The sequence below is a fragment of the Streptomyces thermoviolaceus genome (assembly GCF_045209695.1).
GTDB lineage: Bacteria > Actinomycetota > Actinomycetes > Streptomycetales > Streptomycetaceae > Streptomyces > Streptomyces thermoviolaceus.
The window spans coordinates 3,725,346-3,737,955 of the sequence record NZ_CP109280.1 but is presented as its reverse complement, the minus strand read 5'-3'; the positions used below and the strand labels follow the sequence as shown (position 1 = coordinate 3,737,955).

At 65.2% G+C, this 12,610-nt stretch carries 15 protein-coding genes; 7 read left to right on the top strand and 8 right to left on the bottom strand.

Features of this window, described 5'->3' with window-relative positions:
- Positions 1–59 precede the first annotated feature (59 nt).
- Positions 60–617, bottom strand: coding sequence for an acyl-CoA thioesterase (locus OG899_RS16455; protein WP_229814344.1), 558 nt, complete (start codon positions 615–617; stop codon positions 60–62).
- 119 nt (positions 618–736) lie between these two features.
- On the opposite strand from OG899_RS16455, the gene OG899_RS16450 reads away from it, so the two are divergent.
- Positions 737–2,062: an LCP family protein gene (locus OG899_RS16450; protein ID WP_125496910.1), complete on the top strand. Its 1,326-nt coding sequence runs from the start codon at positions 737–739 to the stop codon at positions 2,060–2,062.
- 113 nt (positions 2,063–2,175) lie between these two features.
- On the opposite strand, the gene OG899_RS16445 is transcribed toward OG899_RS16450, so the two are convergent.
- Entirely contained in the window at positions 2,176–2,544 is a 369-nt protein-coding gene (locus OG899_RS16445) for a four-helix bundle copper-binding protein (protein ID WP_125496909.1), read from the bottom strand.
- A 740-nt stretch (positions 2,545–3,284) separates the two neighbouring features.
- Between OG899_RS16445 and OG899_RS16440 the strand changes: the two genes are divergently transcribed.
- The 6 genes from OG899_RS16440 (at position 3,285) to OG899_RS16415 (ending at position 7,189) form a co-directional block, all read left to right on the top strand.
- Entirely contained in the window at positions 3,285–3,590 is a 306-nt protein-coding gene (locus tag OG899_RS16440; RefSeq protein WP_168132006.1) for a hypothetical protein, read from the top strand.
- A gap of 765 nt (positions 3,591–4,355) precedes the next feature.
- Positions 4,356–4,547, top strand: a complete 192-nt coding sequence (locus OG899_RS16435) for a hypothetical protein (RefSeq protein ID WP_019983840.1) — start codon at positions 4,356–4,358, stop codon at positions 4,545–4,547.
- Positions 4,531–5,055: a DUF6879 family protein gene (locus OG899_RS16430; protein WP_125496907.1), complete on the top strand. Its 525-nt coding sequence runs from the start codon at positions 4,531–4,533 to the stop codon at positions 5,053–5,055. Before OG899_RS16435 ends, OG899_RS16430 begins: the two co-directional genes overlap by 17 nt.
- On the top strand, positions 5,052–5,882 hold the full coding sequence (locus OG899_RS16425) for a helix-turn-helix transcriptional regulator (RefSeq protein ID WP_125496906.1): 831 nt from the start codon (positions 5,052–5,054) through the stop codon (positions 5,880–5,882). The genes OG899_RS16430 and OG899_RS16425 overlap by 4 nt, the downstream gene beginning before the upstream one ends.
- 530 nt (positions 5,883–6,412) lie before the next feature.
- The gene (locus tag OG899_RS16420) at positions 6,413–6,637 is read left to right on the top strand and encodes a DUF397 domain-containing protein (RefSeq protein WP_019983843.1); all 225 of its coding nucleotides are present in this window, start codon (positions 6,413–6,415) and stop codon (positions 6,635–6,637) included.
- Positions 6,638–6,721: 84 nt separating this feature from the next.
- Positions 6,722–7,189: a hypothetical protein gene (locus OG899_RS16415; RefSeq protein ID WP_125496903.1), complete on the top strand. Its 468-nt coding sequence runs from the start codon at positions 6,722–6,724 to the stop codon at positions 7,187–7,189.
- Between the two features lie 51 nt (positions 7,190–7,240).
- Here the strand turns inward: OG899_RS16415 and OG899_RS16410 are convergent, their stop codons facing one another.
- The 6 genes from OG899_RS16410 to OG899_RS16385 all read right to left on the bottom strand — a co-directional run bounded on the left by OG899_RS16410 (position 7,241) and on the right by OG899_RS16385 (position 12,572).
- A complete protein-coding gene (locus OG899_RS16410) occupies positions 7,241–8,599 on the bottom strand; it encodes a DUF3987 domain-containing protein (protein ID WP_406311068.1) in 1,359 nt (452 codons plus the stop codon).
- 136 nt (positions 8,600–8,735) lie between these two features.
- The gene (locus OG899_RS16405) at positions 8,736–9,458 is read right to left on the bottom strand and encodes a histone-like nucleoid-structuring protein Lsr2 (RefSeq protein ID WP_168132009.1); all 723 of its coding nucleotides are present in this window, start codon (positions 9,456–9,458) and stop codon (positions 8,736–8,738) included.
- Positions 9,459–9,900: 442 nt separating this feature from the next.
- Entirely contained in the window at positions 9,901–10,233 is a 333-nt protein-coding gene (locus OG899_RS16400) for a hypothetical protein (protein WP_168132010.1), read from the bottom strand.
- 122 nt (positions 10,234–10,355) lie between these two features.
- Positions 10,356–11,264 carry a hypothetical protein gene (locus OG899_RS16395; protein ID WP_168132011.1) on the bottom strand — a complete coding sequence of 303 codons (909 nt, stop codon included), beginning with the start codon at positions 11,262–11,264 and terminating at the stop codon, positions 10,356–10,358.
- Positions 11,265–11,279: 15 nt separating this feature from the next.
- The gene (locus tag OG899_RS16390; protein ID WP_168132012.1) at positions 11,280–11,624 is read right to left on the bottom strand and encodes a hypothetical protein; all 345 of its coding nucleotides are present in this window, start codon (positions 11,622–11,624) and stop codon (positions 11,280–11,282) included.
- 306 nt (positions 11,625–11,930) lie between these two features.
- Positions 11,931–12,572, bottom strand: a complete 642-nt coding sequence (locus OG899_RS16385) for a hypothetical protein (protein WP_168132013.1) — start codon at positions 12,570–12,572, stop codon at positions 11,931–11,933.
- Positions 12,573–12,610: the final 38 nt, after the last annotated feature.

Here is a 12,610-nt window from a genome sequence, read left to right as displayed (position 1 = left end):
ACCGTGAGGACGGCACGGCGCACCGGGCGGAGCGGGCTGCGGCCGGTGCGCCGCCGGACTCAGTCCTCGAACCCCTCCGCGGCCCGGCGCTCGCGCAGCTCCATGATCGCGCGGCGGCGGGCCAGGCGGTGGGTGCGGCGGATCTGCGCCTCCTGGTAGCGGCGCTTGTCCTGCTCGGTCTCGGGCAGCACCGGCGGAACGGGGCGGGGCTTGCCGTCGGCGTCCACCGCGGCGAACACCAGGTAGGCGGAGCCGACATGGGTGGGCGGCGCGGACTCGTTCCAGCGTTCGGCGAGCACCTTCACCCCGACCTCCATGGAGGTCCGGCCGGTCCAGTTGACCTGGGCCTTGACGTGGACGAGATCACCGACCCGCACGGGTTCGAGGAATGCCATCTCGTCCATGGACGCGGTGACGGCGGGGCCGCCGCTGTGCCGGCCGGCCACCGCGCCCGCCGCGTCGTCGACCAGTTTCATGATCACCCCGCCGTGCACCGTCCCCAGCAGGTTGGTGTCGTGGTGGGTCATGATGTGGCTGAGCGTGGTCCGGGACGCCGAGGTCGGCTTGCCGGGTATGTCCGTGGTTCCGGACTCGGCGACGGGGGCCTGTTCTGTCATGCCCTCCACCTTATGCCGAGGCGGCATCGGCATGATTTGTGTCGGCTTCGCAACAGCCGTGGCCCTGTTCTTCGACAGCCCTTGTACGGCCCGTGGCCCGGACCGGCACACTGGGGCGCATGAATGATTGGCCCGAAGGGTGGACCGGCGACGACCGAGGCCCTCGCTACGGACGCGGCAGCACCGGCGCGGAGCCGGAGGGCGCTCGAGTGATGCGCCAGGTACGGCGCGGCCCGTCCCCGCGGCGCGGGCAGGGCCCCTACGGCAGGCCGGGCGGGCAGGGGCCCGCGGCACCGCCGCACGGCGTGCCGCGGCAGCCGTCGTACGTCGACGGCGGCCAGGGTCCCGCGTACGCCGGTGACGGCCAGGGGTACGACAGCGGGTACAACACCGGCCAGGTCTACGGACGCCCGGCCGGCGACCACGGCGGCCCCGGTGCGGGCGGCAGCCGCGGCCCGCGCCCCGCGCCGAACTGGGGCCGCCGCATCAAGTGGACCGCGATCACCGTGGTCGCGGTGGTGGCGGTCACCTCGGTGGCGACCTACTTCTGGGCCGATTCCAAACTGCGCCGCGAGGTCGACCTGTCCACGGTCATCGAGCGGCCCGAGCCGGGCAAGGGCACGAACTACCTGATCGTCGGCTCCGACAGCCGCGAGGGCATGTCCGCCGAGGACAAGAAGAAGCTGCACACCGGCTCCGCCGAGGGCAAGCGCACCGACTCGATGATGATCCTGCACGTCGGCGACAACGGCGACACGCTGATCTCGCTGCCGCGCGACTCCGACGTGGAGATCCCCTCCTTCCGCGGGGCCGAGTCGGGCAAGCTCTACCCGGCCACCGGCCGGCACACCAAGCTGAACGCGGCCTACGCGGAGGACGGCCCGGCGCTGCTGGTGCGCACCATCGAGTACAACACCGGCCTGCGCATCGACCACTACGTGGAGATCGGCTTCGCGGGCTTCGCGAACATCGTCGACGCGGTCGGCGGCGTGGAGATCACCATCGACAAGCCGTTCAAGGACAAGTGGTCCGGCGCCGACTTCCAGGCGGGCAAGCAGACCCTGAACGGCGAGGAGGCCCTGGCCTTCGTCCGCACCCGGCACGCCTTCGCCGCCTCGGACCTGCAGCGCACCAAGAACCAGCAGAAGTTCCTGTCCGCGCTGGCCCACCAGGTCGCCACCCCGGGCACGGTGCTGAACCCGTTCAAGCTGTACCCGACGCTGGGCGCGGGCCTGGACTCGCTGATCGTCGACAAGGACATGAGCCTGTGGGATCTGGCGTCGATGTTCTGGGCGATGAAGGGCGTCAGCGGCGGCGACGGCACCTCCATGAACATGCCGATCTCCGGCTCCGTGGGCGGCAACCTCGTCTGGGACAAGGCGAAGCTGAAGACTCTGGTGAACGAGCTGAAGAACGACGAGAAGGTCACGGTGACCGGGGACTGACCCCGGCCCGTGCCCCCGGGGACCGCCACCGGCCCCGGCCCGTGCCACGGGAAGAGCCCCGGGTGCCAGGCGCACCACGGGGCTTTCCGCTCGGTGACGGACGACGCCCGTCCTCACATACGGGTGCCCGCCATCTGCCGACACATCTCGGCACATCGACGACACGCCTCCGCACAGCGCGCCATCATCGCGTCGTCCGGCATGGACCGACACGCCTCGGCGCACATGTCGCAGGCCTTGGCACAGACCTGGCACATCTCGGACGCCATCGGCGAGCGCCGCATCATCATGTCGGCGCACAGGCGCGTGGTCTCGGAGCAGTCCATGAGGGCGCGCATGATCTGCATCTGGGCCTGCCCGCCCCTCTGCAGGCAGGAGCTCATGGCCTCCTCGCAGACGGTGTGGCAGTTCATGCAGGCCTCGACGCAGTCCTGCATCTCCTTGCTGAGGGCGGGCGCGGTACCCGGCTGGGTGTGAGTCATGGCTCCTCCTGGGGGACGAGAGGGGCCCGGGGCCGGACCCCGTTCACCTCCGTCGTACGCCCGGTCGCCGCGTTCCGCCATCCGGGAAGGCCCGGGGCGGCATGGGGGCCGTCCGGGTGACGGCCCACGACCGCCGCCCTGTCCGGCCGCCGGGCCGACGATCAGCAGAAACCGTTGGCCCAGGCCCCTTGCGCCGCGAGACTGTCCGGCATGCGCGATCGTGCGCGACGTCGAGCGTCATGCGCGGCTCGCCGGTGACGACGCGCCCACGTGCCTGCGCGGGAGACCCGTGCAGGGCTTGGAGGAGCAACGGGCCGACGGCCGCAGACGGACGGCCCCCGGCACATGACGCCGGGGACCGTGGCCAGGGGCTCGCACTGCCCTCGGTCTGCGAGGACCGGGGCGGAGCAGGTTTCGCGAAGGGCACCCTCCAAGGTTTTCCGGGGCCGCCGACCACTGCTTGCCTGATTGAAACTTTCCGCAACAGCCTCAAAAGGCCGACCACCTTGTCCGCCTCGTCGAGTGCTTCCTCACAGGCGTCGAAGTCACCAAGCCCTGCGAATGCCTCAGCCTGCACGGCAGCGGCCCAATACCTGGTCGCCAGACCAGGATCCCCCCGTGAAGCGAGGCGTCGCGCTGCCGCCAGAACATCGGCTGCACGCTGACAGCGGTGCTCGTTCAGTTCCACGTACGCACTGCGGATCAGGGCGCACGCCCACAGGTCGAAGGCACCCGCCTCCTTGCTTGACACTGGCCGCGAGAGCGTACGAGGCAGCAGCCTCATACCGGTTGGCGTCGAAGGCCAGCTCGCCGGCGAGCTGGAACAAGTCTCCGGCAGCGACACAGATCGATTCGGGTTGCTCGCCGTCGCGCAGTGCATCGTTCAGCGCGGCGAGCTGAGACCGCACAACGGGGTACACCGCGTGTTCGGTCGTGGAGAGCCGATACACCTGCCACAGGTGCTCGTTCATGCGCTGGAAGCCCTCGGCATCGGCCGCCCCACCCAAGCCCTTCTCGGCCGCGGGCAGGGCGGCAACCGTACCTGACACAGCCAACAGGCGCATGAACTCGCGTCGGATCAGGTTCGACGGCCTGCCCCTGGTACACACCTGGCGTGCCGCTCCCGCCGTTGCCGGGAGCGGCACCCGGTCTCGTGGAGGACGCCCATGAGCAGCTGGTCCGGTCACCTGCACGGCTTCGGCCCGTAGGTCGGTCCCCTCGGAGCGGTATCACCAGGAGCGTGACCGTCACCCGGGTCCACCGCACGCGCTCGGGCAGCAGCCTGTCCGTCCCGGTCGTGTGCCGCCCCGCCATCCGTCACCCCGAACCGACCTGCCCACTGGGGCTCGGGGCACCGATGACGTCGGGGGACGGCAAGCACGCCCCTCCCCCTCGGCAGGATTCCCCAAGCAACAGCCCCCGGCGGCTCGCCGGGGGCTGTGTTCGGCCGGAAACCACGTCCGGGCTGCGGAGACTCCGTTACGGCAGGTTCCGCGCCATCACGATCCGCTGGACCTGGTTCGTGCCCTCGTAGATCTGCGTGCTTTACAGGTCACACAGCTCTGACCTGCAAGAACACCCCCTCCTGAGGGGGTCTCCCCAGCATTTCCCCATGATCGTCTGCGATCTGCCCAGGTAGGCGATGCGCCAGAGACAGCCTCCCTCATGGAGCCGGGGGTGGCGAGCTGAGGGCACGTTACGCGGTTTCCCGTTCCGTCAACCGTGATCGCTTGACCCGCCCGCCCCGGCCTCGGGAGCATCTTCCACGGATGTGTGGTACTGACAGCGGCCGGGAGAGGGGAACCCAGACCATGAAGGTCACCAAGCTGGTCAGCACGTGCGACATCAAGGACTGCCCGACGATCTACGCCACGGACCGTGGAACCTTCCTGGTGCAGGGCGAGACACCGAGCGACCACGGGCTTCAGATTCCTGCCCACGAAACCCTGGTCGAGATCCCCATGGAGCTGCTCCAGAAGGCGATCCGTGACAACCTCATCTAAGACCCTCGGCGACCTCTTCGACTCGTTCAGGCACGAGGCGTTCCGCCTGGAGACCCTGGCCGACTACAGCAAATCAGGCAACGTCGACGCCTATCAGGTCTACCTGGCCGGAGAACCGCAGCCGGACGATTACAACGCAGGCTGGGTGGAAGAACTCCGCTCACACACGGAAAAGGGCAAGCGAATCTATCGGGTGCACATCTTGTCGCGCCCGCTCTCGGACTATCTTTGCTTCGAACTGGGGTGGGGGTACCGGAAGAACATGACCGGGGGCGAAGAGTTCTTCATCCTCGACATCACCGAAAAGCCCAACCCCCTGGCCGGCGTCCCGGACTTCTGGTGCTTCGATTCCGAGTCCGTGGCCGTAATGAACTACGACGAGGCCGGGAAGTACCTCGGTTCGGAAGTACTGGGGCCAGAACAGGCGGCAGAGTTCATGAGGTACCGTGACACGGCGCTCGCCCAAGCGGAACCCTTCACCGAATGGTGGGCCAAGTACGGGACGTGAACAGAGCACAGCTTGGGGCCGCGCTGCGGGCACTGCGCATGGCATCCGGAAAGGAAGCCAAGGCAGTGGCCCGCAGCGCCCTCATGTCTCCGTCCAAGCTGTCGAAGATCGAGAATGCGAAACTCGCGCCGAGCGCCACTGACGTTGAACGCATCCTGACCGCGATCGGCGTCTCAGACGAAGTCAAGGCCGAGTACACAGAGGCCGCCCGAGCCTCAGCGACCGAAGCAACGGCGTGGCGACTACTGAAGCGCATCGGCGTCCACAAGGGACAGCAAGCCGCCAAGGCCCTGGAAGCGCAGATGTCGACACTGCGACTCTTTCAACCGGCATTGGTCCCTGGCCTGCTTCAAACGCCGGAGTACATTCGCGCGATCCTGAAACGGCACAGCCTGAGTGAAGACGTCCTCACGCGCACGATCAACGGGAGACTTGAACGGCAAGCGGTTCTCTACGACAGCCGGAAGTCACTACGGTTCGTCATTACGGAACCCGTGCTGAGGTGGCGAATCGTCCCCCCACAGATGATGGCGGCGCAGCTCGACCGCATCGTTTCCATATCGCGTCTACCTCATGTGGACATCCGCGTGGTGCCACTTTCGATTCCACAGAACGACATTGCCAATCACGCGTTCGTCATCCGCGATGACCATTTGGTGACGATAGAGACCGTGCACGCCGAGGTAGTCGTTACGGACCCCAGAGACGTTGGACTATACGTAGAAAAGTTCGATGGGTTCGCTTCCGTAGCTCTGTCGGGTGAAAGAATGCGCAACCTACTCGAAGACATACGCAACGACTTTTTGCGGGAACAGGAAACAGCCTAGAATCGAATCCCCGGCCAGCCGAAGATGGCGTCATGGGGAGCGAAGAGAGAACTTCCGAGCCAAAATCGACCACACCGGCACTCAGCCTCATGGAGGGGGCAAGGGAGCCGTCCCCGAAGCCTGGATGCCGTACGTGCCTCTCGCTGTCGGTCGCTCGTGAGAACGCGCGATCCGCAGGGGACTACAGCGGGGTTTCGGACGGGAACGTGAGGCTGCGTCGTCACCAATCTGAGGTACACGCGTGACGCGCAAGGGAGCGGCGCAGCGGCTCTTCGCTGACCGGCCGCTGATGACGATGCGCATTTCCCGTGACTCCGGGCGAACGTGGGAGCCCGAGCAGGCAGTGTCCGCGAGTGATGATCTGGAACCCCTCATGACTTCCGCCTGGCCGCCGTGCGAGTGCGCACGATGCACGAAGTCCGGCAAGCATCCCAACCGCTGAAGCTCGGCTCTCCCCCCTTCGAACTCCCGCCCGTTCGGGCGGCGGCGGTCAGCCATGACCGCGATTAGTTGAGCAGGAAGGTGCAGTGATGCAGAACAGAACCGACCTGTACGCGCTCGACATCAGCGGGGCCTCGTTCGTGAAGGCGTGCGGCGGCCCCTGCACGGAGGGTTGCGTGACCCTGGCCCGGATCGGTGACGGCCTCTGGGCGCTTGGTGACAGCAAGCGGCCGGACGCGCAGCCGCTGCGGTTCACCACGGAGGAGCTGGACGCGGCCGGGATCGACCCGGCGCGATTCGGCCTGAACGTCTGATCCTCCCCCTCCCGTCAGCCGGGCCGGGTCCATTCCCCGTCCCTGGGTCCGGCCCGGCTGGCACCTCTCGAACGGGAACGACTCGTGCACCACCACGGCTACCTATGGACCGGTCCGAAAGATCGCTTCGACCAGGAAGCACTACGACGGCCCCCGTACCCTGAGCCACCCCCAGCCGGAAGCAGGCCGGAACTGATTCAGCGGTACCGCGAGGTGGCCGCAGAGTTCCCCACTTCCGATCTGCCGCCCTTGGAAACGGCGTACTGGCTGATCAAGCCCAGTTCCTTAGTTCGTGGCACGTGGGAGGAGGCGAAGGAAGCCGCGTCATGGCTCGGTGAGCGGCTGGCCGAGTACGCGCCCCGGTTCGCGTCAGAGTGGGACCGAGACCCTTCGCGCCTGGCTCGGCTGGTGAACACTGCTGCCGAACAACTGCACTCGGGTGCTGATGTGTCGTACGGCTTCTACCTCGAACGCCCCACATATCTGTCCCTGGCAGTGGTGACCTGTTGCCCGAATCGTGCGGATGCTGAACTGGCCTGCCCAGTCGCCTAGTCGAAGCAACAAAGAAGCCCCGGCCATTGTGGCCGGGGCTCATTCGGTTGGTTAGAGCAGTGCGCGGAAGGGATTGAAGCCTGCGAGAGGTTCCGACCGCTTCGGCTGGGGCACGGGCTTCGGGACCTGCTTGGGCTCCGCGCGGTAAGCGTCCAGTCTCACAACCTTTGCACGGTTCTGCTCACGCTCCGCTCTGGCCGGCTGCGCCTCTGGGTGACGGGAACTGTCCCGCTTCCTGTCGCGGTCCGTGTTGGTCGGCTGCGGCGTAGCGTCACCAGAACTGTCACCGCGGAGTGTGAAAACGGTGGCCGGTCGGCCGGTCTTCCCCGCCCGTTCCACGGTCACGAGGATTCCGGGGAGGTTCTTGACCTCTGCTGCGGTCGCTCCGACGTACGGGAGCACCTGGGAGGACGTGGCCCGACCGCCGTGCATCTCGATCCGGGCCCGTACCTTCTCTTCAAGGCTGAGCGGCTGCCGCCTCACCTTCGGAGAGGTAGCACCCTTGGTGATGCGCACGGCGTCCTGGACGGAGCGACGAACCAAGCTGAAGGCGGCAGACAGCATCTCTTCCGTGATCGTCTCCGAGCACTCGGATGCTGCCAGGCAGGCCGCAGCCCTGAGCGTCTGTTCCGCCGTCCGCTCGATGAACACGGCCTGTCCCTCGGACAGGATCTCACTCAGGATGCGGGCGTACCGACGAACCACGCGCCACAGCGGCCGGGCGTCTTCTGCAAGGGTGATCACACGTGGCCGGGCAGTGGCCCACCCGTAAGCGTCCGCCAGTTCCCGCCCGTCCACCTCGGGCAGGGTCACTCGGTCGTCGTCCAGGAGGGGCACGGAGCCGAGCAGGAAGGGAAGGATGCGGTTGTAGGAGCCGCCCGCAGCTTCGGACTCGCCTACGTACTTGGCCCAGTCAGAGGGCGTGACGTGGCAGTGCAGGACCATGGCGGGGTCCCGGACTTCCTGCGCTTCGTCCTTGGTGGTGTTCCGCAGCGTCGCACCGTCCCATGCGGTCCGCAGCTTGGTCGTGAACGACGCATCGCGCTTCACCCGGCGGAGCACTTCCGACCATTCTTCCTCGCATACGTAGGCCCTCACGTCGCGCCCGTGTTCGGTCTCGGCCGTCGCTTCCTGCTGCTCCCACAGGTGGTTGACCATGCTCGCCCCGGACGTGATTCCGGACGTGGTGTGCGTGGCCAGGAAGCGGCCCAGAGCCTTGTCCAGGACGTGATGAGCAGCCCGCAGCGCGGTTCCCTTGCCGCGCCCGGTACCGGCCACCAGTGCCGACCACAGCAGCACGGGCCGGGGGCCACGGGAAGACACCTTGACCGAGCCACCGATAGCAGCCGACCACATCGAGAGGGCGGCCACGTACACCCCCAAGGGGTCCGCCTCAACGAAGGGTGCCATCCTGCGGACCGCGCGACCGACGGGACCGTACAGAACAGGCGTTGTCATGCTGCCTCAATCTCGAACAAGGTTGGTTGGGTGATCTCTGGCCGGGGAGGCCGGGCGCACACGGCGCCCGGCATGGCGGGGGCGGCAGTTACGCCGCTGCCGCTTTTCCCTCGGATGCGTCCCTGTGGGCCAGCTCGTAGGCGTGACGGACGTGCATGGGGATGCGTCCCTTGGTGGGTACGGCGTAGCCGTTCTCTCGCGCCCATGCCCGGATGGCACGGTTGCGTTCACGCTCGCTCATCCCGGAACGGCCGACCTTGGCAGGCTCCGGAAGCGGGTCACCGCCAACCAACTCACCAGCCCTAACAGCCGACTTGAAGCGTCCCGGTACCCGCACGTCCATCACAGGAATGCCACGCTCGGAAGCGTCCCGCAGTTTGGTGGCGTTCCGGTCGCCACCCTCACCCAGGATCAGCAGAACCGTGCTGTCATCGGCACGGCCGACCACTTCATAGCCCAGGTTGCGGACCGCTTCCCGCGCGTCCTCCCAGTCGTATCCCGGTACCTCACCCGCGATCATCACGGACCGGACAGGCTCCGGGTCGGGCTCTATGACGGGAACCGCGTCCGGCTCCGGCTCCGGCTCAACAATCGTCACGGGCTCAGGCTCAGCCGTTGCGTCCTTGGCGGTTTCCGGCACGCCAAGGGCGTCCATCAGGTACCTGCCGAACAGGATGTCGTGTTCAAGGCAGAGATCCCACGTGTGAGAGCCCAGGGTGAGAGTCGTTGTCGCTTCTTCCTCGCTGCCGTCACGCGCAATGTGAGCGTCGCACAGGACCTTTTCTACAGGCATGAGAACGGTCTTACGCATGGCGCTTCGATTCCTTCGTTAATGCGGAAGTCTGCGTGAGGGGCCGGAGCGTTGCTCTACGGCTTCCCCGCTTGACTCCCATTCTTCCGCACCCCTATCACGGAACGATAACTAACGAATATCTGAACCATTACTCAAATGTTTATGAATACCGGGGGTAATGCCTATTTAGATAAAGAAAGGACCCACCGGGGGTGCCTCCCTTTGATCGCGTTCGCCAATCAAATCCCCGAACCCTCAGAATGGCACACATAACACTTCTTCGGCTGATGCTCCAATTCGTCACCCCAGGGCCTTACTTTTCCGGTCAGTTGCCAACCAATGTGAGTGGCAAACTCCTCCGTGCAGGCCGAACAGTGCGGCTCAGACCATGGACACTCATAACCGGGCCGGTGTATCCCGTCGTGGGCTCCTGCTGCTCCTGCCTTGGCTGCTCGTCTGCTCATTCGTCCCCCTCAAAGGCCCATCCCAGCCGCTTCATGCCGTCGGCGGTCAGGCCGAGAGCGGTAGCGAGTTGTCTGTATTCCGTCAGATGGTCACGGGTGGCAGTGCCATCAAGAATCTTGCCGTAATAGGTCAGCATTACCGCCACAGTCGGAACGTATGACTCATCCCATCGTGCAGCCTGCGGACTGTTCCACCATTGCTGCCACTGCTCACGTTCCGGGGCCGACCACTCTCTTACAGAAGGCAGATCAGGCACCGGAAGGCCGTGGTCGTTCGGCAGCACATCCAGACCCTTGTATCGGGAGTGTGGCGAGTTCGGGTTACGCATCCTGGGCACGGTTCCTCCAGTTTCGGTTACGGGGCGTCTCGATGCCGGCGCGGCACTTGATCGACGCGCTGTGACGAAGAACGGGCCCCCGCTGACATGCGGGGGCCCGAACTAATCAAGGGTTAGGCAGTGGGCCAGGTGACAGCGGCCTTCACGATCCCCTTGGTCGGCTTACTCTCGTCAAAGGTGTTGTCGGCCTTCTTGGTGTCCAGCTCCGGGTACCGCACGATCTTGCCGCCGTACAGGTGCAGGGTGTCGATGTAGTCAGCCCGGTACTTCTCCGACTGTCCCTCACGGAAGCCCGTGAACTGACTGGCGTAGGTGGCGAATTCCGAGTGACCCGCCACGATGTCCACCCCCGTGGGCATGGCTGTAGTCGTCAGGATGGTGAATCCAGCGAGCCGCGCGACCACGCCATTGGCAGTAACGCCACCTTCGCCGTACGCGGCAGCGTTAGCCACGGCAGGGTGCTCGATGAGGTATCGCTTCACACGCGGCGAGACGACCACGTAACGGCCTGCCGGGATGTCGTTGTCATCCAGGGCCAGCATCATGTCCAGGATCGCGCTGTAGAGGCTCTGGGGGATGTTCTCGGCCGTGGGCGTGATTGCCGGGAGGGCCGTTGCCCCGGTGGCGATGATGTTGCCCATGAACAGGTCAGCCTCACGGGCCAGGGCCCGAATCATCTGCTGATTGATGGGCGAGTCAAGGCCCCCGGCAAGCTGAACCCGTTCCGCGTCCTCCACGAGAACCTGAAGGTACTTCGCCTCGGTAATGGTGAGCTTCTGATCCACGGTTTCCGGCCGCTGGGCCGTCATCCCGTCAGCGATCGTGTAATCGCCCACGGTGGGCCGAAGAAGGCTGTTGATGTGGACCACATCCCCCTTCTGCCTGATATCCCCCTCATACTTGTTATTGGAGACGATCGGGGAGGCCCAGACCAGGAGCGGATCAAAAGCTACGAGAAGTTCCGCATCCCAAATCTCAGGGATGAATGTGGTAGTGCCAGGCTGCTGGTAGGTAAGAGTCATATGGACAGCTCCTAGTTATCGCTTGCGAACATCGAGAGAAATCCGGCGGCGCTCAGGAAGAGGACCGCCACTTCGGTTAGGGCCTGCGCCGACCAGATGAGGGAAAGTCGGTTCCTTCGGCTTGAAAGGTGCCAGGGCCTTGTCCATAGCCTCGGCCGAAGGCTTGCCATCTTCACCAAGCAGCTTGGAACCATCCAGATAATCGGTGAACCCATCCGGGAGATTGATCCCAGCCTGGGCCGCATAGCCCTTGAGTTCAGCCCGTGCCAGCTTCTCGGAATACTCCCGTTCAACCTCGGCTCGAACCGAATGGGTAGGATCAGCCGGCATGGCCTTGGGAATTTGTTCTGCGTCGCTCATAGCGACCTCCTAGAGAGCTAGTCAATGAAAGGAGTAGATAGAAGGGCCGCTCAAGAGCGGCCCTATACCTCACAAGAGGACAACGTAAGAGAAGACACTGCCCCCCTTACCCCCCACTGTGAACGATGCAAGTAGGAAGCAAGGGGAGAAGTGTTTCTCTACGTTGCCCCTCTCACAGGGAGGTGTCCGCAGAGCCTCATAACGACTTAGGAACTGCCCGGCCTCTTGGCCGTGCCAGAGGCACACCGCCGAGTGTGCATGGCCCCAGAGGTATGACCCTCCACTCTTGGGGAATAAATGCCAGGTTCACATCCCGCCGGGAACGTTGAGAGGGAGCCAGCAGTCCCTGTTGGCCTGGTAGCAGTCCTCCAGTAGAGGGCGAAACCACTCGTGAATCGGAGACGGATGATCCTCGATGTAGGAGAGGTTCCGGTGCTTCCCCACCCAAATCCCTTTGTAACGCAGACGCTCTGTGCGCGTCCTAGCGGCTCTCTTGTGCCTGTCGCAATACTTCCGGGGGTTCCCGCGCTTCCGGGGCTTCTCAGGGCTGTACAGCGACTTACCACAGCCGAGCCAGCGGCAGCGTTCCCACACCTCCCGTTTCGGCTGCTCCTTGCCCGACTTGTGAAAACCACCCTCGGTCGCCAGAACCGTTTCCACGTCCTCAGTGTCGGCTCCGGGCTTTTGTGTCATGAGTTCTGAAATCTTTCCTCGCTCCTCCTGCGGGCCGTAGGACGGAAACATGCAGAACAAGGCCGCCTCACGCAGCGAGTGCACGCCCTTGTGAGCTACGGCTATTCGGTCGTGCTCGGTCTCCTCGCGGTCTGGGTGCCAGGTCTGAGGCCAGCCCTCTGAGGTTGGCTCTCCTGCCGTTGCCAGGATTTCGTCCGCTCGCTTCTCCAGTTGCCTCCTGGCCTTCTCGCGAGTGGGCGGGATCGTCTTCGTCACACGGTCCTCTCTCAACAAACAAGTAGCCCCCGATCTGC

What these genes read in the sequence shown, in the direction of transcription:
- OG899_RS16455 (WP_229814344.1), bottom strand. Translation starts at nt 617, where the DNA reads ATGACAGAACAGGCCCCCGTCGCCGAGTCCGGAACCACGGACATACCC.
- OG899_RS16450 (WP_125496910.1), top strand. Translation starts at nt 737, where the DNA reads ATGAATGATTGGCCCGAAGGGTGGACCGGCGACGACCGAGGCCCTCGC.
- OG899_RS16405 (WP_168132009.1), bottom strand. Translation starts at nt 9,458, where the DNA reads ATGCGTAAGACCGTTCTCATGCCTGTAGAAAAGGTCCTGTGCGACGCT.
- OG899_RS16445 (WP_125496909.1), bottom strand. Translation starts at nt 2,544, where the DNA reads ATGACTCACACCCAGCCGGGTACCGCGCCCGCCCTCAGCAAGGAGATG.
- OG899_RS16420 (WP_019983843.1), top strand. Translation starts at nt 6,413, where the DNA reads ATGCAGAACAGAACCGACCTGTACGCGCTCGACATCAGCGGGGCCTCG.
- OG899_RS16395 (WP_168132011.1), bottom strand. Translation starts at nt 11,264, where the DNA reads ATGACTCTTACCTACCAGCAGCCTGGCACTACCACATTCATCCCTGAG.
- OG899_RS16390 (WP_168132012.1), bottom strand. Translation starts at nt 11,624, where the DNA reads ATGAGCGACGCAGAACAAATTCCCAAGGCCATGCCGGCTGATCCTACC.
- OG899_RS16435 (WP_019983840.1), top strand. Translation starts at nt 4,356, where the DNA reads ATGAAGGTCACCAAGCTGGTCAGCACGTGCGACATCAAGGACTGCCCG.
- OG899_RS16400 (WP_168132010.1), bottom strand. Translation starts at nt 10,233, where the DNA reads ATGCGTAACCCGAACTCGCCACACTCCCGATACAAGGGTCTGGATGTG.
- OG899_RS16410 (WP_406311068.1), bottom strand. Translation starts at nt 8,599, where the DNA reads ATGGCACCCTTCGTTGAGGCGGACCCCTTGGGGGTGTACGTGGCCGCC.